The sequence below is a fragment of the Polyangium spumosum genome (assembly GCF_009649845.1).
GTDB classification, from domain to species: domain Bacteria; phylum Myxococcota_A; class Polyangia; order Polyangiales; family Polyangiaceae; genus Polyangium; species Polyangium spumosum.
In genome coordinates this window covers 1,295,072-1,317,139 of sequence record NZ_WJIE01000001.1, presented here as the reverse complement: position 1 = coordinate 1,317,139, position 22,068 = coordinate 1,295,072, and the positions used below count along the sequence as shown (strand labels likewise).

17 protein-coding genes are annotated in these 22,068 nt (G+C 70.0%); 7 read left to right on the top strand and 10 right to left on the bottom strand.

Going from position 1 to position 22,068, the window contains the following annotated elements; translation table 11 throughout:
* Window positions 1-33: 33 nt before the first annotated feature.
* On the top strand, window positions 34-711 hold the full coding sequence (locus GF068_RS05500; protein WP_153818178.1) for a hypothetical protein: 678 nt from the start codon (window positions 34-36) through the stop codon (window positions 709-711).
* Window positions 712-729: 18 nt separating this feature from the next.
* Here GF068_RS05500 and GF068_RS05495 read toward each other — a convergent pair whose 3' ends face one another.
* The 3 genes from GF068_RS05495 to GF068_RS05485 are packed head-to-tail and all read right to left on the bottom strand — an operon-like array spanning window position 730 to window position 4,005.
* Window positions 730-1,908 (bottom strand): ferritin-like domain-containing protein, encoded by a 1,179-nt coding sequence (locus tag GF068_RS05495; protein WP_240806605.1) that lies wholly within the window; start codon window positions 1,906-1,908, stop codon window positions 730-732.
* 25 nt (window positions 1,909-1,933) lie between these two features.
* Window positions 1,934-2,704 carry a MerR family transcriptional regulator gene (locus GF068_RS05490; protein ID WP_170319313.1) on the bottom strand — a complete coding sequence of 257 codons (771 nt, stop codon included), beginning with the start codon at window positions 2,702-2,704 and terminating at the stop codon, window positions 1,934-1,936.
* A complete protein-coding gene (locus GF068_RS05485) occupies window positions 2,704-4,005 on the bottom strand; it encodes a ferredoxin--NADP reductase (RefSeq protein ID WP_153818176.1) in 1,302 nt (433 codons plus the stop codon). The genes GF068_RS05490 and GF068_RS05485 overlap by 1 nt, the downstream gene beginning before the upstream one ends.
* 170 nt (window positions 4,006-4,175) lie before the next feature.
* Between GF068_RS05485 and GF068_RS05480 the strand changes: the two genes are divergently transcribed.
* Entirely contained in the window at window positions 4,176-4,961 is a 786-nt protein-coding gene (locus GF068_RS05480; protein ID WP_153818175.1) for a hypothetical protein, read from the top strand.
* Between the two features lies 1 nt (window position 4,962).
* Here the strand turns inward: GF068_RS05480 and GF068_RS05475 are convergent, their stop codons facing one another.
* Both GF068_RS05475 and GF068_RS05470 read right to left on the bottom strand, forming a co-directional pair.
* Window positions 4,963-7,263 carry a M20/M25/M40 family metallo-hydrolase gene (locus GF068_RS05475; protein ID WP_153818174.1) on the bottom strand — a complete coding sequence of 767 codons (2,301 nt, stop codon included), beginning with the start codon at window positions 7,261-7,263 and terminating at the stop codon, window positions 4,963-4,965.
* Entirely contained in the window at window positions 7,260-7,886 is a 627-nt protein-coding gene (locus tag GF068_RS05470; protein ID WP_153818173.1) for an L-2-amino-thiazoline-4-carboxylic acid hydrolase, read from the bottom strand. The genes GF068_RS05475 and GF068_RS05470 overlap by 4 nt, the downstream gene beginning before the upstream one ends.
* A 110-nt stretch (window positions 7,887-7,996) precedes the next feature.
* Between GF068_RS05470 and GF068_RS05465 the strand changes: the two genes are divergently transcribed.
* Together GF068_RS05465 and GF068_RS05460 are read left to right on the top strand one after the other, a co-directional pair.
* Window positions 7,997-9,997, top strand: coding sequence for a CocE/NonD family hydrolase (locus GF068_RS05465; RefSeq protein ID WP_338046238.1), 2,001 nt, complete (start codon window positions 7,997-7,999; stop codon window positions 9,995-9,997).
* A gap of 52 nt (window positions 9,998-10,049) precedes the next feature.
* The gene (locus tag GF068_RS05460) at window positions 10,050-11,951 is read left to right on the top strand and encodes an OPT family oligopeptide transporter (RefSeq protein WP_153818172.1); all 1,902 of its coding nucleotides are present in this window, start codon (window positions 10,050-10,052) and stop codon (window positions 11,949-11,951) included.
* Between the two features lie 18 nt (window positions 11,952-11,969).
* On the opposite strand, the gene GF068_RS05455 is transcribed toward GF068_RS05460, so the two are convergent.
* From GF068_RS05455 to GF068_RS05445, 3 genes are all read right to left on the bottom strand, one after another.
* Window positions 11,970-12,833 carry a hypothetical protein gene (locus GF068_RS05455; RefSeq protein ID WP_153818171.1) on the bottom strand — a complete coding sequence of 288 codons (864 nt, stop codon included), beginning with the start codon at window positions 12,831-12,833 and terminating at the stop codon, window positions 11,970-11,972.
* A 283-nt stretch (window positions 12,834-13,116) separates the two neighbouring features.
* Entirely contained in the window at window positions 13,117-14,988 is a 1,872-nt protein-coding gene (locus GF068_RS05450; protein ID WP_338046237.1) for a ribonuclease R family protein, read from the bottom strand.
* Window positions 14,985-15,221: an amphi-Trp domain-containing protein gene (locus GF068_RS05445; protein WP_153818169.1), complete on the bottom strand. Its 237-nt coding sequence runs from the start codon at window positions 15,219-15,221 to the stop codon at window positions 14,985-14,987. The genes GF068_RS05450 and GF068_RS05445 overlap by 4 nt, the downstream gene beginning before the upstream one ends.
* Before the next feature lie 78 nt (window positions 15,222-15,299).
* Between GF068_RS05445 and GF068_RS05440 the strand changes: the two genes are divergently transcribed.
* A complete protein-coding gene (locus GF068_RS05440; protein ID WP_153818168.1) occupies window positions 15,300-16,355 on the top strand; it encodes a nucleotidyltransferase domain-containing protein in 1,056 nt (351 codons plus the stop codon).
* 8 nt (window positions 16,356-16,363) lie between these two features.
* Window positions 16,364-17,851, top strand: a complete 1,488-nt coding sequence (locus tag GF068_RS05435) for an MDR family MFS transporter (protein WP_338046236.1) — start codon at window positions 16,364-16,366, stop codon at window positions 17,849-17,851.
* On the opposite strand, the gene GF068_RS05430 is transcribed toward GF068_RS05435, so the two are convergent.
* Together GF068_RS05430 and GF068_RS05425 are read right to left on the bottom strand one after the other, a co-directional pair.
* Window positions 17,757-18,848 carry a hypothetical protein gene (locus GF068_RS05430; RefSeq protein ID WP_153818166.1) on the bottom strand — a complete coding sequence of 364 codons (1,092 nt, stop codon included), beginning with the start codon at window positions 18,846-18,848 and terminating at the stop codon, window positions 17,757-17,759. The two genes, GF068_RS05435 and GF068_RS05430, sit on opposite strands and share 95 nt — an antisense overlap.
* Entirely contained in the window at window positions 18,845-20,071 is a 1,227-nt protein-coding gene (locus tag GF068_RS05425; protein ID WP_153818165.1) for a hypothetical protein, read from the bottom strand. The genes GF068_RS05430 and GF068_RS05425 overlap by 4 nt, the downstream gene beginning before the upstream one ends.
* 287 nt (window positions 20,072-20,358) lie before the next feature.
* Here GF068_RS05425 and GF068_RS05420 point away from each other — a divergent pair, with 287 nt between their 5' ends.
* Entirely contained in the window at window positions 20,359-22,068 is a 1,710-nt protein-coding gene (locus GF068_RS05420; protein WP_153818164.1) for an alpha/beta hydrolase domain-containing protein, read from the top strand.

Below are 22,068 nucleotides of genomic sequence, written 5' to 3'. Positions count from 1 at the left end.
CGTCCCTCCAGGGCGAGTGTTTACGGCCGGCGCGTGATTCGCCTAGACTCGCGCGCCGCGGCGCTCGTGCGCCCGAGGGAGGTGTCCGTGTCCATTCGTGTTTTTGCTGCGGTTTCGCTCGTCGCCGTGATGTTCGGCTCGGCCGGGTGCAACAAGTCCGACAAGGCGTCCGGCGGGGAGGTGAAGCCGGAGGGCAAGACCGGCGCCGCCGAGGAGAAGGCCGCGCCGGCGCCGAAGCCCGCGGGGGAGAGCGCGGCGGCGCCCGCGGGCGGCGGCGGGGACATGGACGCGGCGAAGGCGCTGCTCGAGCAGTTCCTGAAGCCCGGCGCCGATCACGTGGCGCTCACGAAGCCGCTGCAGCCGACGACCGAGGATTACACGGCCATCTTCAAGGACGAGGCCGCGGCGAAGCTCGAGCCGCATTACCGGAAGATGTGGGCCGATCCGACCGCCGCGGTCAAGCCGAACGAGGGACAAACCCAGCTCCTCTTGTACTCGGCGACGACGGAGGAGCTCGCGGCGGGCCAGGGCGACGCGTCGAAATTCCCCGGCGGATACAAGAAGGCCGTGGAGGCGATGAAGCCGGGCGTCCGCTGGTATCGGTTCAAGTTCGTGAAGCCCGGCGAGACGATCGGTATGGCGTTCGACGGGCTCGTGTTCGTCAATGGCAATTGGCGCTTCTTCCCGAAGCCGTGGCGCGGGCTCGAGTGAGAGGCGTCGCGGCTCGGCTCAGTGGGGATCGGAGAGCAGGCTCTCCGCCGTGAGTTTGTCGGCGGCGGCCCCGCCGAAATACCGCATCAGGCCGACCTCCTCGTAACGCGGCATGATGCGCGGCGAGAGCAGGCCGATCTCGCGCAGGTTCGGCACGAGGCGGCTGAACATCACGGTCCGGAACTGGTCCATCCCCTTCGACCGGTACACCACGTCTCGCCACTGGGCGCGCGTCAGCCGGCCCTCGAACCACTCCTCGAACACCTCGTAGGCGGCGAAGCGGTTGCGCATGAGCAGCGCGACCTCGAACGCCCAGTCCTCGCGCTCCTGCCGCTCGCGCTCGGTGATGTGCTTCGTGAAGTGCTCGCGCAGCGCGCAGACGCCGTAATGCACGTGCCGCGCCTCGTCCTGGATGACCATCTTCAGGAGCTCCTTCAAGAGCGGCTCCTTCGTCTGCCTGTACAGCGTGCCGAACGCGCCGAGCGCGAGGCCCTCGACCATGATCTGCATGCCGAGGAACTTCATGTCCCAGCGGCCGTCGGTCATGAGCGAGTCGATGATCACGAAGAGGTTGTCGTTGATCTGGTAGAGCTTGTGGAGCTTCGTATCGAGGTAACGGTTGAAGACCTCGACGTGGCGGCCCTCGTCCATCACCTGCGTCGCGCCGTAGAGCTTGCCGTCGAAGAACTGCACGGCCTCGGTCACCTGCGCGGCGGCGAAGAGCGCGCCCTGCTCGCCGTGCAAGAACTGGCTCAGCATCCAGGAGCACATGCTGTAGCTGAGCTCGGTCCGCTCCTTCTTGTCGAGCTTGATGCCGAACTCCTCGATGTAGTCGAAGTTCAAGAACTCCTCGGGGATGAGCGGGCGCTCCGGATCGAGCGGATCGACGCTCGTCTCCCAGGGGAGATCGTCGCCGTTCCACTGGCCGACCTTGGCGCGGCGGTAGAGGTCGGCCATCTCGGGCTGATCACTCGGGTAACTCCAGTCGAAATGGGCGGCGTGCGCCGCGGGCATGTCCGTCGGTGTGCCTTGCTTGCCCCGGTGCAGGAGCAGGCCCCGCACGCTCGCGGGGCCGAGCGCGCCGAGCACCTTCGGATCCTTGACCGAGAACATCACCTCGATCGCCTCGAAATACGCGTCGATCTGCGATTGCATCCTCGCCGGGAGCAACCTCGTGAGCCGGCTCGTGTCGAACATGGTTCGTCTCCTTGAACGTTGGGGCTCAAAGGGTCGCGAGGAAGTTCCTCGCGAGGGCGTCGTGGTAGCGGACCAGAAATGCGTTGATGATCGGCATCGCCCGCTCGACCATGTGGGCCGCTCGTTCGGGCGAGAGCGAGGAGAGGCGCTCGGCGAGGATCTTCGCCTCGCGGGCGAAGAGCGCGCTCATGGCCTCCTCGTACATCAGGATGTCGCGCGCCGAGAAGCCCTTCGACTCGTCGAAGCCGATCGCGCGGAGCTCGGCGTACGTCTCGAGGATCCAGGTGTCGTCGCTCGCCACGACGAGGCGCGCGCGGCCCTTCGCGTCGTGCTCCTCGGCGGCCGCGATGAGGCCGAGCTCGACCATGTCCTCGAGATCCTTCCGGGACAGGCCGAGCTTCTGGATGAGCTCGTTCGCGTCCACGGTCGTGGGCCGGTCGGCGCGGGCGCCGAGCGCCCTGCTGAGGCGTGATTTCACCTCGTGCACGAAGCTGCGTTGCGCGGGGCTGAACGCCTCGTCGCGCTCGTCGAGCAGGGCCTTGATCGCGCGCAGCGGGAGGAACCGCTCGTGCTGGAGCTTCCGCACGAGGAGGATACGCGCGAGGTGCTCTTCGCCGTAATACGCCATGTTGCGGCCGGTCTTGTGACCCTCCGGCACGAGGCCCTGCTGGATGTAGAAATGAATGACCTGCCGCGGCAAACCCGTCCGCTCGCAGAGGTCCTTCATGCGATACGGGTAAGCCTCGCGGTCCACGCTCGGCCGCGCGGCCTCCTTGCTCGAAATCACCACATCCATCACGGCACTTCCACCGTGCACGGCGCCGTCGCGCGGGACACGCACGCGAGAACGAACCCTCGGCTCCGCTCCTCCTCTTGCAGGCAATTCGGCTCCTCGCTCGCCACATCCCCCGAGAGGAGCTTCACCTTGCACGCGCCGCATCCGCCCATCGTACACGAGAACGGCATGGGCAAGGACGCCGCGAGGCCCGCCTCGAGCAAGGTTTGTCCGGGCTCCGAGACCACGGTCTTCGTGGCGCCGCGGAGCCGGATCTCCACGGGCGCCGAGAGCGTGGGGAGCGAAGGCGCACCGCGGCGCGCGGGAGAGGAGAAGCGCTCCTCGTGGATGCGGCCGGGGTCGACGCCGCGGGCGACGAGCGCCTCGCGCGCGGCGGCCATCATCGGCTCGGGGCCGCAGACGTAATAGTCCGTCGCATTCGCGTCCATCCCCACGGACGCGGCGATCGCGTCGAGCTCGCGCGTGACGTTGTCCCGATCGAGCATGCCGGTGCGTCCGGTAAAACCCGCGGGTGGATCCGAGAGCACGTGGCGGACGGTGAAGCGGCCTGCATGCGCCTCGGCGAGGGATACGAGGGCCTCGCGGAAGATGATGTCGTCCTGCCCGCGGCTGCCGTAAATGAGCGAGACGCGGCTCTCCGGCTCGCGGGCGAGCGTAACCTTCGTGATCGAGGCGAGCGGCGTGATGCCGCTGCCGCCCGCGAGCAGCACGAGGTGCCTCTTCGCCGCGGGATCCGGCGTGACGGTGAAGCTCCCGGAGGGGCCGAGCACCTCGAGGACGTCGCCCGCGGCGACGCGCTCGTTGAGCAGGCTCGAGGCGCGCCCGCCGGGCATTCGTTTGATGGTGATCGTCACCTCGGCGGCCGCGCCGTCCTCGTCGGGCAGGCTCGAGATCGAATAGGCGCGGCGGAGCACCTCGCCGCTCTCCAGCGTCACGAGCACGGTGAAGAACTGGCCGGGGACGAACGAGATGCGCCTTCCGTCGGGATCGGCGAGGGTCAACGAGACGGCGTCCCGGGTCTCGCGCGTGACGTGCGTGACGCGGAGCTTGCGCGGCGTGATGCCGGCGCGCGCGGCGGGCGAGGGCACCGTCACCGCGAGCAGGTGCCGGGCGAGCGGCTTGCGGACGGAGAAGGGCGGAGGCCGCACGCCGGCGAGGTCGTTCAGGACCGTGCGTACATCCCGCACGAGCGCTTCGAGCCGGACGACGACCGTGGTGGGCAGGAGAGCCGCGGGATCGAGGCTCTTGCGCGCGTCGCTTCCGCTCGTGCTCTCGTGGGGGGGGGCCTTGTCGAGCTCCATGGCTCGCTTGTACCCTCCAGGACTGCCAAGTGTCAAGTGTCACTTGACACTGAGCGCCCGTCGGGTCGGAGGGGGAACACGAAAGAGCGTTGTTTCATGAGCACAATGTCGTCGGGGGTTCGTCGGCGGAGGAGTTGTCGCCTCGGCTCGACCATGCTTTGCTCGTTTGCGTGAGCACCCTGTTCGTCGCGTACCTTTTCGACAAACGCCGTTGCTCCGCGGCGTCCCTCCTCTCGCCGTGGGCCTCGCTCGGGCCGCGTTTCGCGGGCGAGAGCCTCGTGCGGGTGGCCGTGAGCCCGCGCGTCGAGGCGGTCTTTTACCTGCCCGGCAACCTCCGCCAGAGGTCCCTCGTTTTTTCGTTCGGCTGCGAGATGTTCCTGGTGGACGACTGGGCCGCGGCGCCGGCCGAGGCGCTTCGGGCGGCCGGCGCGCGAGATTGGCAATACGTGGCGTGGGCGTCGTCGGACATGGGCGACTACGACGTGGCCCTGCGCTTCACGCCCGACGGATTCGAGGGCCGCGCGATGATCGACGGGGAGGGCGAGCGCGTCGCCCTCAAAAAGGGTGTCCTCGAGACCTACGAAAAAAAGACGATCGTGGCCTCGCCCGAGGAGCTCGGCTTCGGGGCCGCGGGGGGCGCGGGCTTCGACGAGCAGGCGTTCGAGCGCGCGCTCGTGGAGCGGGAGGAGCCTTTCCGGCCGAACCTGCTCGTGCACGACACGCTCGGCGTGACGCGCGGCAAGGTCATCGACGCGCTCGACAACCTCGCCGCAGGCCAAGGCGAGGTGCTCTGGCCGAGGAGCGGCGCGCTGGACAGGCAGGCGCTCCGCCGCGCCGCCGCGGACGCCGACGCCCCGATCGTGCCCGCGCTGCCGCTCTGGGAGCACCTGCGCGACGGGAAGAAGGCGCCGGAAGGCGGAGCGACGCCGCGAAGTGGGCGGAAGAGAATCGGCTGATTCAGGGGTTCGGGGGGAACGTTCGTTCCATCGCGACGAACGTGGAGCCGGCGACGCGGAAGGGCATCGGCATCACGTCGGCGGGTTTCGGCGCCTGGAGGAGCGGCTCGGGGAGGGAATACGTCCGATCGACGACCCGCACGGCCACCGGCGCGCCGGGCGCGAGGTCGATCGACCATTCGATGCCCTCCGCGGGCAAACCCTGGAAGGTAAAACCCCAGGGGTCGGCGCTCGTCGCCTGAAACCCGCCTTTCTCCTCCACGCGAACGCCGTCGATCGTGGCGCCGTGGAGGAGGGCCTCCGAAGTGACCGAGACGAGGACGAACGGCGCGCGCCGGGCCGAGCGGAGGCGAAAGCGGAGCGTGCGGGTCCCCTCGTGGACCTCGTCGCCGAGGGGTTCGAGCTCGGCAGGCGGGACGTCGAGCCGCGGCGCCTCGGCCTCGTGCCGGAGCGCGCCCTGGCCGGGCAGCGAGAAGCGCGCGGCGCCGCGCGTGGCCTCGGGGATGTGCAACGCCGTCCAGGGAGAGGGCTTCACCTCGGTCGTCGTCCACACGGCCTCGCGGCGATCGGCGTCGAGGGCGTACGCGAGGCACGCGGGGCGCGGCTGGGCGGGCGAAAAATGGTTTGTCGCGACGGACAAACCGAGCAGGGCCCCGGACGCGCCGGCGAGGCCGAGGGCGGGCCTGCGAGACGCCCCGCCGCCGAGGACCTCGAGCAGCGGGGAAAGGAGGCCCGCGAGGAGCACGACGACGGCGACGGCGGGCGCGGCCCGCGGCAAGCCGAGCGCGATGAACAGGAGATGAGGGACCGGCACGGCGAGGACGATCGCCGGCAGCGCCGAGAGCAGGAGCACGAGGCCACGTGATGGCGATTCGGACGGGCGGCCCTGCCAGACGAGCAGGCCCACGAGGGACGCCGCGAGCGGGAGGGCGAAGAGAAAACTCGCGCCCGGGAGGAGCGCGGCCGTCGCGAGCGCGAGCAGCAGCCAGGCCGAGGCCGCGCCGAGGGCGAGCTCGAAGGCAGAGAGGTGTCTTCGGACAAACCGATATGCGGCGGCGTGGATGGCGACGCCGAGGAGGGCGAGGGTGATCCGCGCGAGGCCCGGATCGAAGGGATCTCCGCGGAACGCGCCCCACGCGGGCGAGAGGGCCCGGAGCGCGGCGACGATCCCGGTCGCGAGCGCCGACGCGGCCGCGAGCGAGGCGAGCAGCACGCCGAGCCCGGCGAGCACGCGTGTCGGGCGCGCCTGCCCGCGCCGTTTTGCCCGGACGAACGCGAGGGCGAAGAGGGCCGCCGGGATCATCACGATCGGCAGCGCCCACGCGCGGCGGTACACGACGAGCCCGAGGCCCGGGACGTCGAAATAGACGACCGGCTCGGCCGGGAGGCGCGCGAGATCGAGGTCGCCGAAGCGCCGCGCGAGGGAGAGCGCGAGGGTGCCCGCGTGCGCGAGGGTCCGCCGGTCGAGGTGCGCCGGGTCGTCGACGGGCGCGTGGTAATGGGCAGCGCCGTCGGCGAAGGCGAAGTTCATCCCGGGGACGCCGGCCCGCAGGAAGGGGTAGAGATCGGTCTGGTGCCCGAGGCGGCGCGCGATTTCGGGGAAGAGCGACGAGGCGACCGGGGAGGGCGCTGCGGCGCCGAAATGCCGCACGAGCGCGCCGGCCTCGGGGCTCGTCTCGATGAGGCCGACGGGGCCCTCGGAGCCACGCGCGTCGAAGTTCAGCGCGAGGCCGATGTCCCGAAAGGCCGGGTGCTCGCGGACGAACACGGCGCCGCCGAGCACGCCGGCCTCCTCGGCGTCGGTGAACAGGAAGATCACGTCGTTCCGGAGCGCGGGGCCCTCGCGCAGGGCGCGGGCCGTCTCCAGCAAGACGGCGACGCCGCTCGCGTCGTCGGCCGCGCCGGGGGCATTGGGCACGGAGTCGTAATGGGCGACGAGCGCGAGGGCTGGGCCCCGCTCGCGCCCCTCCAGGCGGGCGACGAGGTTCTCGACGCGGGCGCCGTCGTACGGCACGCCCCAGTGGGTGCCTATCGTCGCGGCGCGCTGGATCTCCGCGGGGATGCCGAGGCGCCGGAGCTCCGCGAGGATCATCTCCCGCGCGGCGTCGTGGCCCTCCGTGCCCGGAGGACGAGGCGCCGCGGCGAGGCGCGTGACGTGGGCCGACGCGCGATCGACCGAAAAACCAAGCGCCTCCGCGTTCGCCGCCGCGCCTCTCGGGACGAACCCCAGGATCCGGAGGGCGACGAGCGCGACGAGGGCGAACACGAGCGCGGCGCGGCTGGCCGCGGGGGCTATTTTCATCGGTCCTTCTTGACGTACCGGAAATCGCAATACGAGGCGCCGGTGCCGATCGTGCCGGTGCGCTCGAGGCGCAGGCCCGTGAGCTTCGAGGCGACGAGATCGTCGATGCGGCAGATCAGCGGGACGATCTCGGGCGCGCCGTGCTCCTTGGCGAAACGCGCGATCGGGCAGACGCGCACGTCGAGCGCGATCACGGCGTCCGCGTCCTTCGGCACCTCGAACGCGAAGCCTCCGGGCTCCTGCGTCGTCTCGATGCGCCGCAGGAACACGCGCCGGATCGGCGCGACCTGGTAGGTGACGTTCATCGCCGCGAGCAGCACGGGGTTCATGCGCTCGTGGTACGCCGCGTGTAACATGTCCTCGGCGAGGCGGAGCGCCTCCGCTTGCTCGAGCCCGAGGCCCTGCCGGAGCGCCTGGTAGAGCGCGAGCAGCGGCACGGTGAGCACGAAGAGGTTACGATTCATGCGCTCGCGGAAGCTCGGCGCCTCGGGCGCGAGCGCGTAAAACCGGGCCCAGGCGATCGAGCGCAGACGATCGGCGCCAGCCTCGCCGAGGGAACGTGTGGCCTCGTCGCGCCCGAACCGCAGGATGGCTTCGAGCCGCTCTTCCGGGGTGGTCGTCATGTCCAGGCACTCCTTACCGCCGCGCTCCGGGTGCGTCGATTCAATTTCGGTCACGATCGCCGCGCGCGGCGTCTATCCTGTGCGCCCCTCGCGCCCAAGGAGGTCCGTTCGTGTCCGTTCGTGTCTCTCTCCCCCGCACATCCCCGCTCGTCCTCGCGCTGCTCGCCTCCACGGCGTGCCAGACCTCGGAGAACGGCGCCCCGTCGCCGCCGCCCCTGCCTGCCTCTCCGCCGGCGCCCGCCGCCGCGGCCGAGGCCTCGAAGGGGGCCGAGGAGCCGAACCCGCGGGCCGCGTTCATCCGGGCGCGCTACACGAAATACGAATACCGCATTCCCATGCGCGACGGCGCGCGGCTCTTCACGGCCGTGTACGTGCCGAACGACGCGAGCCCCTCGCGAAGGTATCCGTTCCTGATGATGCGCACGCCCTACACCGTGTGGCCCTACGGGGTCGATCGGTATCCGCGCCGCTTCGCCTCCGAGGCGCTCGAAAAGGAGGGCTTCATCTTCGTCCTCCAGGACGTGCGCGGCCGGTACATGTCCGAGGGCGAGTACGTCAACATGCGGCCGCACATCGACAAAAAAGGCCCGAACGACATCGACGAGAGCTCGGACACGTATGACACGATCGAGTGGCTGACGAAAAACGTGGCCGACAACAACGGCCGCGTGGGGCTGCTCGGCACCTCGTATCCGGGGTTTTACGCGGCCGCGGGGGCGATCGACTCGCACCCGGCGCTCGAGGCCGTCTCGCCGCAGGCGCCGATCGCCGACTGGTTCCGCGGCGACGACATGCACCGGCACGGCGCCTTCAACCTCCAGCTCGCCTTCCATTTTTTCGCCTCCTTCGACAAGCCGAGGGCGAAGCCCTACGAGCCCGGGGAGGACGACTGGGAGGATTTCGATTACGGGACCCCCGACGCATACCGGTTTTTCCTGGGCGCGGGGCCCCTCGCCGAGGCCGAGGCGCGGCATTTCAAGGGCGACCGCCCGTTCTTCCGCGACATCGTGGCGCACCCGAACTACGACGAGTTCTGGAAGGCGAGGAACATCCTGCCCCACCTGCGCAACATCGAGGCCGCCGTGCTCGTCGTCGGAGGTTTCTTCGATACGGAGGACCTCTACGGCCCGCTCGCGATGTACCAGGCGATCGAGGCGCAAAACCCGAAGGCGAAGAACTCGATCGTCATGGGCCCGTGGAGCCACGGCGGCTGGCACCACGGCAGGGGGGACAGCCTCGGCGACGCGGAGTTCGGGTTCGCCACGAATGACGCGTTCAAGGAGCTCGAGCTCGCGTTCTTCAAGCACCACCTGAAGGACGGGCCGGACCCGGAGCTCGCGGAGGCGCTCGTCTTCGAGACGGGCGCGAACCGCTTCCGGAGGTTCTCCGCCTGGCCCCCGCGCGCGGCGAAAAAAGGGCGGCTCTACCTGCACGAGAGCGGCGCGCTCTCGTTCGAGCCGCCGCAAAACACGGAGGCCGCGAGCGACGAATACCTGAGCGACCCCGACAAACCCGTCCCCTATACCCAGGACATCGGCAACGACTGGTCGTCGAGCTACATGGCGGAGGACCAGCGCTTCGCCTCGCGGAGGCCGGACGTGCTCGAATATCGCTCCGAGCCGCTCGAGCGGGACGTGACGCTCGCGGGCCCGCTCGAGGCCGAGCTCTGGGTGAGCACGACCGGGACCGACGCCGACTGGGTGGTGAAGCTCATCGACGAGAACCCGGGCAAGATGCCGGATTTCAGCAAGAGCGACCTGCGCGCGGGCAAAAGAGACCGCGGCGGCCAGCAGATCCTCGTGCGCGGCGAGCCCTTCCGCGGGCGCTTCCGCGAGAGCTACGAGGCGCCGAAGCCCTTCGTCCCGGGCGAGCCCACGAAGGTGAAATTCGCGGTGAACGACGTCTTCCACACGTGGAAACGAGGGCACCGGATCGTGATCCAGGTGCAATCGAGCTGGTTCCCGTTCATCGATCGAAACCCGCAGAAATTCGTGCCCAGCATCTTCGCGGCCAAGCCGAGCGATTACACGAAAGCCACGCACCGGGTCTATCGGTCGCAGGCGATGCCGAGCGCGCTCGAAGTGACGATCCTCCCGGGTCTCGACGAGTAGGTTTTTCTTCGCGCGGGGGGCGTTTCTCCGGTACGCTCGCGGCCGAGCCGCGATGACGACGATGAACCACGCCCCGCCCGCCGATCCCGCTGTGCCGACGGAGAACGCCCCCGCGAAGGATCCCGAGCAACAATGGCTCGAGACCATCTATCGAAAAGGGGAAAAACAGCTCACGGTGCGCGCCATCATCGCCGGCATGCTCATCGGCGGCGTGATGTGTTTGAGCAACCTCTACGTCTTTTTCAAGACGGGCTGGAGCCTCGGCGTCACGCTGACCGCCTGCATCCTCGCGTTTGCGGTCTTCGAGCTCTTCCGGGCGATGAGGCTGACGAAGAGCGAGTTCACGATCCTCGAGAACAACGCGATGGGCTCGGTCGCCTCGGCGGCGGGCTACATGACGGGCGGCGGCAACATGGCCGCGTTCGGCGCGCTGCTCATGGTCACGACGATGCGCCCCGACCCGCTCTGGATGATGCTCTGGTTCGGCGCGATCGCGGCCCTCGGCGTCTTCGCCGCCATCCCGATCAAGCGCCAGCTCATCAACCGCGAGGCGCTCGCCTTCCCGACGGGCACGGCGACGGCCGAGACGCTGCGCTCGATGCACGACGCGGCACACGCGGGAGCGCCCGGCGCGGAGAAGGCCGTGGGCGGCGGCAAAGACAAGGCGCGGCTGCTCGGGCTCGCGGGGCTCGTCGGCGCGCTGCTCACCTTCCTGCGCGACGCGAAGGCTGCGTGGATGCCCTTCAACATCCCCGGCGCGATCCCGCTGCCGTTCGCGATCGCCGGGCGCGCCGCGAAGGACTGGACGATCACGCTGAAGAGCGAGCTCGTGCTCGTCGGCGCGGGCGCGCTCATGAGCTTCCGGACGGGCTGGTCGCTGCTGCTCTCGGGGCTCGGCTGTTACGTGATCCTCGCGCCGAGGCTCTTCGAGGAGCACGCGATCAAGGAGGTCAGCTACAAGGCGATCGTCGGCTGGACGCTCTGGCCCGGCGCCGCGATCCTCGTCGCCTCGGGCCTGACGAGCTTCGTGCTCGATTACAAGAGCGTCGCGCGTTCGTTCCGCGGTTTGTCGGGGCTATTTTCGCGTGGCGCGTCCGCCGAGAAGAGGGAGCCGATCGCGGAGGTGGAGTGCCCCGAGTGGTGGTTCCCCGCGGGCTTCGCCGTCCTCGCGCCCGTGGTGATCACGCTCATGGCGTTCCTGTTCAAGATCCCGCTCTGGGCGGGGATCGTCGCCGTGCCGCTCGCGGTGATCATGGGCTTCGTCGCGGCGCGCGTGACGGGCGAGACCGACGTGACGCCGACGAAGGCGCTCGGGCCGGTGACGCAGGCGGTGTATGGCGTGATCACGCCGGGCAACCTCACGGGCAACATCATGAGCGCGAACGTGACGGGCGGGATCGGCCTGCACGCGGCGGATCTGCTGACGGACCTGAAGAGCGGCTGGCTCCTCGGCGCGAGCCCACGTCAGCAGCTCAAGGGCCAGCTCTTCGGCGTGATCGCGGGCGCGCTCGTGGTGGTGCCGGCCTTCTGGCTCATCATCCCGGACCCGACGGTGCTCGGCAGCGAGGAGTGGCCTGCGCCCTCGTGCCTCGTGTGGGCCGGCGTGTCGCAAGCCTTCGCGGGTGGTCTCGGCGGCCTTCCGCCCGGCGCGTTACGCGCGATCGGCGTGGGCTTCGCGCTGGGCCTCGTGCTCGCGCTCGCCGAACGTTTCGCGCCGAAGAAGCTCTTGCCGTACATCCCGTCGCCGGCGGGGATCGGGATCGCGCTCGTGATCCCGGCGAGTAACGCGATCGCGATGTTCATCGGCTCGCTCATCGCGCACGTGCTGCGCAAGGTGAAGCCGGCGATGGCCGAGCGTCTCACGGTGCCCGTGTCGTCCGGGTTCATCGCGGGCGAGAGCTTGATGGGAATCGTGATCGCGCTGCTCGTGGTGATGGGGCTGCTCGACAAGTGAGGCGCGTGGGTGGAGGCGTCACGCCTCCGCCGCGCCCGCCTTCTTCTTCGTCCGCCGCGAGAACAGCCGCCGCGTCGAGTTCGGGAGCAGCCGCGGGATCGTCGGCTCGAGATCGTTCGCCGCATCAAAAGCGCGCACGATCTGCCCGAGCAGGAGGATCGCCACGCCGTCTTCGCGATCGAGCCCGGCCTGCGCGGCGGCGCGCGCGGCGTTGCGCTCGCCGGCTTGCGCTGCGGTCGTTCGCACGGCGTTTGCCGTTGCGTGGAGCTCCTCCGCGTACGCTGCGTCGAGGCTCGCGAGCGTGAGCCGCGCGTGGATCGACGAGCCCGCCGGCGACTTTAGCCACGTATCGAGGACATCGGCGAGCCCGCTGAGCCCACGCGCGAGCGTGTCCGTCGTCTCGGCCGTGCCCACGGCCTCGTCGACCTCCGCGCGCAAGGCCGGGTCGAGGCCTGCGGCGTCGCGCAGCGCCGACGCGGCCTGATCACGCATCGCGACCGCATGCGACGCGGTCCGGCTCGCCTCGGTCGTGCGTTTCGCGCGCGACTTCCCTTCGTCCGACGCGTCATCCGCCATCTTCTGCGCTCGCACGTGCAGCGCGAGGAGCTGATGCACGGCCACGCCGAGCAGGGGCAACGAGAAGCCCTTGAGGCGCTTCTTCTGCTCGTCGGAGGCCTCTTGCCAGAAGTTGTACGCCTCCTGATAAAGCCGCACTCCGTCGACGACGAGCCGGCTCGTGGCGATCTCCCGTCCCTTGTCGGTGAGCTGCTCGTTGTCGGTGCCGGCGAGTAACGCGTCGAGCAATCCCGGCGGGGGCGCGCCGACCTTCGCGGCGAGGATTTCGAGGGTGTGCGTCGGATCGTCGCTGGGGAGCACCGGCATGCCGGGAGAATCGGGCGATGCAGCGAGGAGTGTCAAGTGGGGAACGGCTCCAGGGCACCGTCCTCCGGAGAGGGCCCGCCGTCACCCGCCCCCGGCCCGTCGTCACCCGGACCGAGGCCCCCGGCAAATCGCGTCGTCATCACGCTGGAGGCCCTCGTCACGCAAGAAAGCGCCCTCGTCACGCAAGAAAGCGCCCTCGTCACGCGAGATCGCGCCCTCGTCACGCAAGAAAGCGCCCTCGTCACGCAAGAAAGCGCCCTCGTCCTGCCGCCGAGCGCCCTCGTCACCGCGAAGGCACGAGGTCGATCCGGCCGAGCTCTTCGTGCACCGCCGCCACCGTCGCGGTGATCCGATCCCCCACCGCATACCGCACGCCCGCGCCGATGAGCGCTTGCGCCGCGGGGTCGGTGCGTAGCGGCCCGCCGGGCAACGCGTCCGTCGTGATCGAGCCCATCGCGCCCGTGCCGGCGATCTGCACGAGCAAACCGAACGGCTTGATCGCGACGACGTTGCCCGTGACCTCCTCGCCGAGTCGGCCCGCGTAGAGGCGCGCGACGAGCATGCGGTGGCGCTCGGCCTCGGCCTTGCCCGCGTTCGTCGAGGCGCGATCACAGTCGGCCGCGAGCACCACGAGCCCGGCGCGGATGTCGTCGTAGTCGCGGTGGCCCTCGAGGTAACGCTTCAAGATGCGGTGCACGACGAGGTCGGCGTACCTGCGGATCGGCGAGGTGAAGTGCAAGTAGAGCGGCGCGCCGAGGCCGAAGTGCGCGCCAGGCTCGGGCGTGTATCGCGCAGGGCCGAGGGCCTGGCCGAGCACGGTGCGGATCGCAGGCTCGAAGCGCGCGCCCGCGATCTGCGCCTCGAACGCCGCGAGCGAGCGCGAAGAGAGGCGAGGGCCGAAGCCTGCCTCGATGCCGAAGTTGTGCGCGAGCTGGGAGAGCGTGCGGACGCGGTCGGGCGAAGGTTCGTCGTGCACGCGGAAGATGCCAGGCAAGCCACGCGCGACGAGCCACTCCGCGACGGCCTCGTTCGCCGCGACCATGAGGCGCTCGACGAGGCGATGCGCGGGCGTCTCGCGGCGCGCCTCGATCGCGGTGGGCTCACCCGTGATCGCGTCGAGCTCGATACGCGCCTCCTCGCGCGCGAGGTTGACGCCACCACGCGCGGCGCGGACGGCCGAGAGGCGCGCGACCGCGGTGCGCAACCAGCGCAGCGTGCCCTCGACCGCGCGAGGCACGCCGTCGGCCTGGCCCTCGGCGAGGAAGGTGTCCACGGCGTCGTACGTGAGGCGCGCGCGCGAGCGGATGAGGCTCTCGTAGACGTCGGTCGAGGTGATACGTCCCTCGGGATCGATGCGGAGCTCGGCCGTGAGGGCAGGCCGATCTTCGCCCTCGACGAGGCTCGCGGCGCGCGAGGAGATGGCCTCGGGCAGCATCGGCAGGACGCGGCCCGCGAGGTAGACGCTCGTGCCACGAAGGCGCGCCTCGCGATCGAGCAGCGAGCGCTCCGGGACGAAGACGTCGACGTCGGCGATGGAGACGAGCACGCGCAGCGCGCCGCTCGTATCGGCGGGGTACGCCGCGAGCGCGTCGTCGATGTCCCGCGTGGAGGCCGCGTCGATGGTGACGGTCGGGACGTTGCGGAGATCGCGCCGCCGCTCCATGGGCACGGGCCGCGTGGTCGCCTCCTCCGCGGCGCGATCGAGGGACTCGGCGAAGACGGCGCGCAGGCCGTGCCGCGCGATGCAACGCTCGACGCCGAGATCGGCGCCCTCAGGGACGACACGCGCGACGACGAGGCGATCACCCGAGACCTCGGCCACGACGTGTGTGCCTTCGGCGAGCTCGATCGTGGTGTCGAGGGGCCAGTCGGTGTTCGCGACGGAGCGATCGATCCGCAGGTATCGCTTGCCGCCGCGCAGGACGACGCTGCCGAAGACCTCGGCGCGCGGGCGGCTGACGAGCGCGAGCTCGGTCGCGACGAGGCGGCCGCTGCCCTCGGGGGTGATACGCGCGCTGACGATGTCGCCGTCGAGGAAGGGGTTCAGGTCCGGAGGCGCGATGAAGGCGCTCGCCGCATTCGGCGCGTCGACGCCGAGGAAGCCGAACCCACGCGGGTGAACGGAGATGCGCCCGCGCGCCGTGCTGTCGTTCACGTCTCTTCGTCGCCCGTGGTCTGCGCGCGGCGCCAGCGGAGCTGCATCTCGATCTCCTCGGCGTCGCCTTCGGCCTCGTGTTCGACCGAGAGCTCGGCGTCGTACGGGACCGTGACCCGCACGCCGCCGACCTGGACGCGGAACGGCTCACCCCGCTCGACCGCGTCGGCGACGCGGCGAAGCAGCGCGACGAACTCGTCCCTGGTGCGGATGCGCGTGACGTCTCTCGCCATGCGCGGAGGATAATCGGCCCCTCGCCGCCGTGTCCACGGCGCATGTGCTAGTGTCCGGCCCCCTTCAGGAAGACCGGAATGGAAGCGAAATCCGAGGTGATCCAGCGGCTCGAGGCGAAGGCGGACCGCGCCTTCCCCCACGTGCACGCCGCGCGTGACCTCTCCGCGCAGACGCTCGGCCGGCTGCGCGAGCTCTTGCAGGGGCAGGATCCCGAGGACGCGAGCATCGTCGTCTTCGGGTCGTTCGCCCGCGGCGAGTACACGGCCGGCAGCGACATCGACTGGACGCTGCTCGTCGACGGCCGCGCGGATCGGGACCACTTCGAGAAGGCCGTCGCGATCACGCGGATCCTCGACGAGGCGAGGTTCCAGCCGCCGAGCCCGTTCGGCGTCTTCGACAACGTGTCCTTCAGCCACCCGCTGCTGCACCTGATCGGCGGCCACGACGACACGAACCGCAACACCACGCAGCGCATCCTGCTGCTGCTCGAGTCGATCGCGATCGGCGAGAGCGAGGCGCACGAGCGGGTGACGGACCTCGTGCTGCACCGCTACGTCTCCGATGATCGGGGGCTCTTGTTCTCGAAGCGTTCGAAGTTCGTGACGCGTGTTTTGTTGAACGACATCATCCGTTACTGGCGCACGATCACCGTCGACTTCGTGAACAAGCAGGGCTTCAAGGGCGGCTGGGCGCTACGCAACGTCAAGCTCCGCATGAGCCGCAAGCTGCTCTTCGCGAGCGGGATGCTGGTGTGTTTCTCGCTCGAGCTCTTCGGCAAGGGCGAGTTCCGGCGCGGCGAGGGCAGCGTGGATGCGGCGCGCGTGGTGCGGTTCCTCCGCGAGCGGCTGCGCCTCTCGCCGCTCGAGCAGATGTGCGAGGTGCTGCTGCGGCCGTCGATCTCCGCCGAGACCACGCAGAAGGTGATCGGCTCGTACGACGCGTTCATGGCCATCGTCTCGGACGAGGACAAACGCCGGCACCTCTCGAACCTGCCGTTTGACGCCTTCGATCAAGACGCGCTCTGGAAGGAGGCGACGAACCTGACCTACACGTTCCAGGACGGGCTCGATCAGGTCTTCTTCCTGGAGGACCCGGAGATCGCGGGGCTCGTGCGTCAGTTCGGCGTGTTTTGATGGTCGCCGTGTCGGCCCCGCACGAGCGGCACACGCGCCGAGGCCTCACGCTCGCGGGCCTCGTGCTGGCGCTCGCGATGGCCGCGCTCGAGGCGACCGTCGTGGCGACCGCGATGCCCACGGTCACGGGGGATCTCGGCGGGATCCAGTACTACTCGTGGGTCACGAACGCGTACCTGATCACGTCGGCGATCACGGTGCCCATGTTCGGCAAGCTCGCGGATCTGCACGGGCGAAAGCCCGTGCTGCTCGCGGGGATCGCGATCTTCCTCCTGGGATCGGCGGCGAGCGGCGCGGCGACGTCGATGCCGGCGCTGATCGCCTTCCGCGCGATCCAGGGGCTCGGCGCCGGGGCGATGCAGCCGATGCCGCTCACGATCATCGGCGACATCTACGGCATCGAGGAGCGATCGCGGCTGCAGGGGCTGTTCGGCGCGGCGTGGGGGTTCTTCGGGCTCGTCGGGCCGATCATCGGCGGCGTGATCGTCGAGAACGTGTCGTGGCGCTGGGTCTTCTACATGAACCTGCCGTTCGGCGTGGCCGCGGCGGCGCTCGTCATGACGGCGCTACACGAGCGCGTGGAGAAGCAGAAGCGCCGCCTCGATCTCGTCGGGGCCTTCCTGCTCGCGGCCTTCGTGACGGCGCTCTTGCTCGCGAGCTCCGGGGTGCACGACGCCGCGGAGTGGGCGTACGTGCTCGCGACGGTGCTCTTGCTCGGGGCGTTCCTCTTCGTCGAGCGGCGCGCCGAGGAGCCGCTCCTGCCGCTCTCGCTCTTCACGCGCCGGGTGATCGCGCTGTCGTCGGCGATCGGCGCGGTCATCGGCGGCGCGATGATCGCGATCCTCACGTACGTGCCGCTGTACATCCAGGGCGTGCGCGGCGGGACGCCGACGCAGGCGGGCAGCTCGATCACGCCGATGCTCATCACGTGGCCGATCGCGAGCACGCTCAGCGGGAGGATCCTGCCCAGGGTCGGCTTTCGCGCGCTCGTCCGCTTCGGGATGGGTTGCACGGCGGTGGCCGCGGTCGCGCTTCCGTTCGTGGCCGAGCAAGGGCCGCTCGCGCTGCGCGTCGTGACGGGGATCTTCGGGCTCGGGATGGGCGCGGCGAACACGGCGCTCATCATCTCGGTGCAGACCGCGGTGCGCTGGGAGCAGCGCGGGGTGGCGACCGCGAGCACGATGTTCTTCCGCACGATCGGCGGGGCCGTCGCGGTGGGGGTCATGGGCGGCGTGATCGTGTCGGCGCTCGCGAAGGACACGTCGCTGCCGAAGGACGCGGCGAGCCGAGCGCTCTCGCGGGAGGGGATGTCGGCGATCGGGCCGGACGTCGTGCAGCGTATCTCGGGCCTGCTCGCCGAGGGCCTCGGGACGGCGTTCTGGATGATCGCCGGGCTCGGCGTCACGGCGTTCGTGGCGGCGCTGTTTTTCCCCGACGTGCCTCTCGCGAAGCCGGCCGCGAAGGAAGCGCCCGCTTCCTCGGCTGGATCTTCGTGACCCTCGGGTTGGGCGTGAGATCGAGCCCGAACGTGAGGCCGAGGCTCGCCCGCGCGTCGTGCGTCGCGGCGAGCTCGAGCGCGGGGGGGACGAGGCGGTAGCTCGCGTCGAAGAAGGCGGCGATGGGCTCGTCGTTGATGGCGAGGATCGTGCGCTCGACGCGGCCGTAGCCGAGCGCGCCGACCTTCCACGTGCCCTCGCTGGTCCAGTGCGGAGCGACCTCGGCGCGCGTGTCGAGCGCGAGGAGGCCGTCCTCGGTCTCGAAGCGGAAGCGGAGCGAGCCGACGGTGCCAGGCGCGACGCGGTGCACGAGGCGAGGCTGCGTGATCGCGTCCGCAGGGCCGGCGCCGCGGCGCGGGCCGTAGACGTCGAGGTCGTAACGCACGCCGACGCCGATCTCGAGGCTGCGGCCGGGATGGTTGGAGCGCAAAGGATCGAGGTAGGCCGTCGCGCGCGCGACGGAGACACGCAGGAAGGGGACGGCCGCGCCGTCGGCGACGCCCGTGGGCAAGGCCCGGGGGACGATGACGCGGCCGATCTCGCCGTCGAAGCCGACGTCGAAGGGGAAAGGGATGCTGAGGGGAGGCGAGGACGGAAGGACGATCCGCGGCGCGAGGTCGTGGCGATGCGCGGCGGCGCCGTAGAGCGTGGCGTCGAAGGAGGGCATGTCCCCGAACGGACGAGCGAAGGGCGCGACGAAGCCGGAGAGGATTTTCTGGTCGAATTGCCATTCGACCCGCGCGGGGCCCTCGTGGAAGGCATAACGGCGGCGGACGGAGATGCCCGCGTGGACATCGAGCGCAGGGGTGATCCGGCCATTCTCTTTGCGCGCGCCGGAGGCGGCGGCGCCGAGGCGGATGCGGCTCTCGGGGTCGAAGCGGACGCGGAAGGTGCGGCCCTTGGGTGAATGAACAAAGTCCCCCTCGTCCGCCGCGGCGATGGGCGCGGTGGAGACGGCGATCGCGGCGATCGCGGCGGTGAGGGAGCGTCGGATCACGGATCCTCGAAGGCGGGCATCGGCTCGAAGACACGCGGCGGGGCCCCGAAGGACATACGCAGGCCCGCGAAGAAGCGGAGCTCGACCGCCCGCAGGTCACGCACGAAATCGTTCTGCGTGCGGCCCTCGGCCGCGAGGCGGACCGAGATGGGCTGATCGTTGATCGCGACGAGCACACCTTCGTAGGCGAGCGAGCCCGCGAGGCGATTGACCGTCTGGCCGAGGAGCTCGCCGGAGACGATGGTGGGCCTGCGGAACGTGAGGTCGCTGAAGAGATAATGCAGGCCGCCCTTGCCCAGGCTGATACGCGACTCGATGGCGGCGGTGGGGCCGATGAAATAATTGCCCGATTTGCCGGAGACGAGCTTCCGATCCTGCCAGTGTGCGCCGAAATCGCCGCCGATCTCGACGCGGAGGTGGCTGTACATGTCGTCGGATTGCCAGGGGTTGTAGGCGACGTGGAACTCGCCGAACTCCATGTCGAGGGCGTCGCGGAAGGAGGGCTGGCGATCGAGGACGGAGAGGACGCGGAAGCCGAAGCCCATACGCGGCAGGATCGGGTGGACGTCGGGCTCGCCGAAGAAGGTGCTGAGCCAGAAGAGCGGGCGCCTGCGCTCGTGCTGGTAATCGTAGGAGAGGAGCGTGCCGCGCAGCTCGAGGTCGGCGAAGGTGGCGCTGCCCTCGAGGAGCCGGAGGTCGTGCCGGGCGCGCCTGCGCGGCGAGAGGATGCTGAGGTGAATGCCCATCTCGGCGTTCGCCCGGGCAAACGGGAAGCCCGGGGGGACGGCGAAGCCGCGGCTCGATTGCAAGGTGGGGGCCCAGCCGACGCCGATGTAGAAGCGGTTCAAGAGGTCGAATTTGACCTGGAAGGCCCGGCCGCTCTCGCCGCGCGCATAACCGGGCGGCGCCTCGGCGATCGCCGGGACGATGCGGGCGCGGCGCGCGAGTTCTCGATAAGCGCTGTCGCTCGAGGGCGTGCAAGACTGGACCTTGTCGAGCGGATCGCCGATGCCGACCATCTCGCCGGGGGCGGCGAGGCACGTCTCTCCTTTGGCGTCCCGCGTGCACTGGACGCGGAGGACCTTCCCGTCGTTCAAATGGTAACAGGTGACGGGCCGGTCCCAGCGGAGCGTGGGCGTGTCGTCCGCCGCGGCGGGCGCCGCGAAAACGAGCGAGGCGGTGAGCAGCGCGGAGGAGAGGAGGCGTCGGGGAGGTGATCGCACGGTGTTACCTCGTGGCGAAGGCGCCGGCGCGCGAAAAGGAGATCGCGGTATCCAGCAAGCTACCACGATAGAGGCACGGGCCGTGCCGGCAAGGGGGCGCACGTCGGTTCGCGTCCTGTCCGTTTCGAAAGTGCAGAACATCGACACCAGCCGCCCGAATTTCGACAGGTGACCGCGAAGCGACGGACGCGGACGCGCGCAGGCTCCTGGCGAAGCGGCTGCGCACGTGGCGCGCCGCGCCTCGGCCGACGTTGTGCAGCGCAACATCTCCTTGCTAGATTCACTCGATGATCAAGGTCTTCCCATCCTTTGCCCGACGGGCGAATACCATCCAGGCTGCCGTGGTCCTCGCGGCGGTATCCCTCGCGGGGTGCAGCGACGATCCGGCGCAGAACCCGCCGCCTTCCTGCGTGGGCGACGCGTGTAATCCCCCGCCGCCGACGTGCGAGCCGAAGGCGGACCTCGCGGGGCTCGAGGACGGGCTCACGGGAGCCACGCGCGCGACGTATGACGGCGGCGGGGACGGGGGACTCGCGCACATCACCTACTGGGGGCTCAAGGCCGGGATGGCCGAATTCGACGGCCTCGCGCCCGCGGAGCAGGACAAGGTGAAGAAGATGCAGGCGAGCCTCCTGCATTCGCTGAAGCTCGCGCCGAAGGACGACGTCCCGGGAACGGAGATCACGGGCACGCTCGTGGTGTCCGAGGGCGGCGTCACGCGGACGCAGGAGATCGTGCTGAAGGTGCCGAAGGACTGGAACGGCAAGCTCGTGGTGGCAGGGACGCCCGGCACGCGCAGCGAATTCGCGAACGAGGGGACGATCGTGCCCTGGGTGCTGCGGCGCGGGTATGCCTACGTGGCCGGCAACAAGGGTATGACGAACGGCGGCGCGGACGGGAACGCGACGCTGCTCTCGAAGGCGCACCCGACCGAGCACTGGGGCGCGATGATGCTGGATCTCGCGCGCTGGGCGGCCGAGCGGCTCGAGGAGGTGACGTGCGCCGCGCCGAGCGAGGTGTACGCGGTGGGCCTGTCGAACGGCGGATACCAGGTGCGGCGCGCGCTGGAGCTCGATCACGAGAGGCAGAAGGCCGGCGAGGAGCCGCTCTTCGCCGGCGGGCTCGACTGGTCGGGCGCCTACTGGCCCGACGCGCGGGTGCTCGACGAGGACAAGGACGGGACGGTGTCGACGGCCGAGTACGCCGCGGCGAACCACCTCGTGAGCACGAACGAGCGGGCGGCGCTCGCCATGAAATGGGCCTACGATCCGGCGACGCTCTCGACGCCGGCCGCATTCGCGGAGACGCCGCCGTTCTCGGGCGCAGAGGATGCGATGATCGCGGCGGGCTTCGGCGCGCCGTCGGCGACGATCTGGGGCGCGTACAACACGGCCTTCGATTCTCTCAAGGCGGCGCTCCCGCAATTCAAGGGGATCGGGTACTACAACTTCACGGCCTATTACTTCAAGGCAGAGCTGCTCGGCCACGACCTGACGGAGAGCGCGGCGTATAGCTGCTTCCCGCCGAACGACATGGATCCGCCGCCGTTCTACGCGTTCCTGGCCTCGGCGCCGGACGCCGGCTGGACGGACGAGAGCGTGTCGTATGCCCTGAAAAACGCGAACACGGGCGAGTTCTCGGCGCCGCTCGTGAGCGTGCACGGCGACGCGGACGGGCTGCTCGGGGTGATCGCGAACGCGGAGGCTTATCGCGACGCGGTGACCGCGTACGGGGATCCGAGCCTGTACCGGCTCTACGTCGTGGCCGGCGGCGGCCACGTGGATCTGCATTCGGACGGGGTGCTCGATTTCGATTTCGACGGGACGCCGGCCGAGGAGGGCGCGCAGGATGCCTTCACGATCCTGCAGCCCTACGCCGAACGCGCGTTCGACGCCCTCGTGGACTGGGCCGAGAAGGGCACGGCGCCGCCGCCGAGCAAGACCGTGGCGGCGGATCCGAAAAACGACGTGCTCGACGCGTCGAAGATCGAGCTGTGA

Excerpts from the sequence above, each read along its gene's own strand:
- GF068_RS05485 (WP_153818176.1), bottom strand. The coding sequence starts at position 4,005 with ATGGAGCTCGACAAGGCCCCCCCCCACGAGAGCACGAGCGGAAGCGAC.
- GF068_RS05455 (WP_153818171.1), bottom strand. The coding sequence starts at position 12,833 with ATGCCGGTGCTCCCCAGCGACGATCCGACGCACACCCTCGAAATCCTC.
- GF068_RS05475 (WP_153818174.1), bottom strand. The coding sequence starts at position 7,263 with ATGAAAATAGCCCCCGCGGCCAGCCGCGCCGCGCTCGTGTTCGCCCTC.
- GF068_RS05490 (WP_170319313.1), bottom strand. The coding sequence starts at position 2,704 with ATGGATGTGGTGATTTCGAGCAAGGAGGCCGCGCGGCCGAGCGTGGAC.
- GF068_RS05460 (WP_153818172.1), top strand. The coding sequence starts at position 10,050 with ATGACGACGATGAACCACGCCCCGCCCGCCGATCCCGCTGTGCCGACG.
- GF068_RS05495 (WP_240806605.1), bottom strand. The coding sequence starts at position 1,908 with ATGTTCGACACGAGCCGGCTCACGAGGTTGCTCCCGGCGAGGATGCAA.
- GF068_RS05445 (WP_153818169.1), bottom strand. The coding sequence starts at position 15,221 with ATGGCGAGAGACGTCACGCGCATCCGCACCAGGGACGAGTTCGTCGCG.
- GF068_RS05420 (WP_153818164.1), top strand. The coding sequence starts at position 20,359 with ATGATCAAGGTCTTCCCATCCTTTGCCCGACGGGCGAATACCATCCAG.
- GF068_RS05440 (WP_153818168.1), top strand. The coding sequence starts at position 15,300 with ATGGAAGCGAAATCCGAGGTGATCCAGCGGCTCGAGGCGAAGGCGGAC.
- GF068_RS05470 (WP_153818173.1), bottom strand. The coding sequence starts at position 7,886 with ATGACGACCACCCCGGAAGAGCGGCTCGAAGCCATCCTGCGGTTCGGG.